The sequence below is a fragment of the Bacillus sp. LR--39 genome (genome assembly GCF_053613335.1).
Genome location: NZ_JBSIOT010000744.1, coordinates 1 through 765, shown reverse-complemented (window position 1 = coordinate 765; position 765 = coordinate 1). Strand labels below are relative to the sequence as shown.

At 49.5% G+C, this 765-nt stretch carries 1 protein-coding gene; it reads left to right on the top strand.

The genetic code is table 11. The features are described 5' to 3' along the window. A partial coding sequence (locus ACWHAR_RS26245; protein WP_452088319.1) for a diflavin oxidoreductase occupies nucleotides 1-765 on the top strand: 765 nt, incomplete at both ends.

The window sequence follows — 765 nt, the reverse complement described above, 5'->3', positions numbered from 1 at the left end:
CCCCGGGAAATGAGGAGAATGTAAAAGCCTATATTGAAGGGCGCGATTTGCTTGATCTCGTCCGTGACTATGGCCCATTTAGTGTATCTGCGCAGGAGTTTGTCTCGATTTTGCGAAAAATGCCTGCCCGCCTTTATTCGATTGCAAGCAGTTTATCCGCAAATCCGGATGAAGTGCATTTAACAATCGGCGCAGTCCGCTACGATGCGCACGGCCGTGAACGAAAAGGCGTCTGCTCGATTTTGTGCGCGGAACGTCTGCAGCCGGGAGACACACTGCCAGTTTATGTACAGCACAATCAAAACTTTAAGCTTCCGAAAGACCCTGAAACACCGATTATCATGGTGGGCCCTGGGACAGGCGTCGCACCTTTCCGTTCCTTTATGCAGGAGCGTGAGGAGACGGTAGCGGAAGGAAAGGCATGGATGTTCTTTGGCGATCAGCGCTTTGTCACGGATTTCCTTTACCAGACAGAGTGGCAGAATTGGCTCAAAGACGGTGTGCTGACAAAAATGGATGTGGCGTTCTCACGTGATACGGAAGAAAAAGTTTATGTGCAGCACCGCATGCTCGAACATAGCGCAGAATTGTTTGAATGGCTTCAAGAAGGAGCGGCTGTTTACATTTGCGGAGATGAAAAGCACATGGCGCATGACGTCCATCACACATTGCTTGAAATTATCGAAAAAGAAGGCAATATGAGCCGCGAAGAAGCGGAGGCTTATCTTGCCGATATGCAGCAGCAAAAACGCTATCAGCGTGATG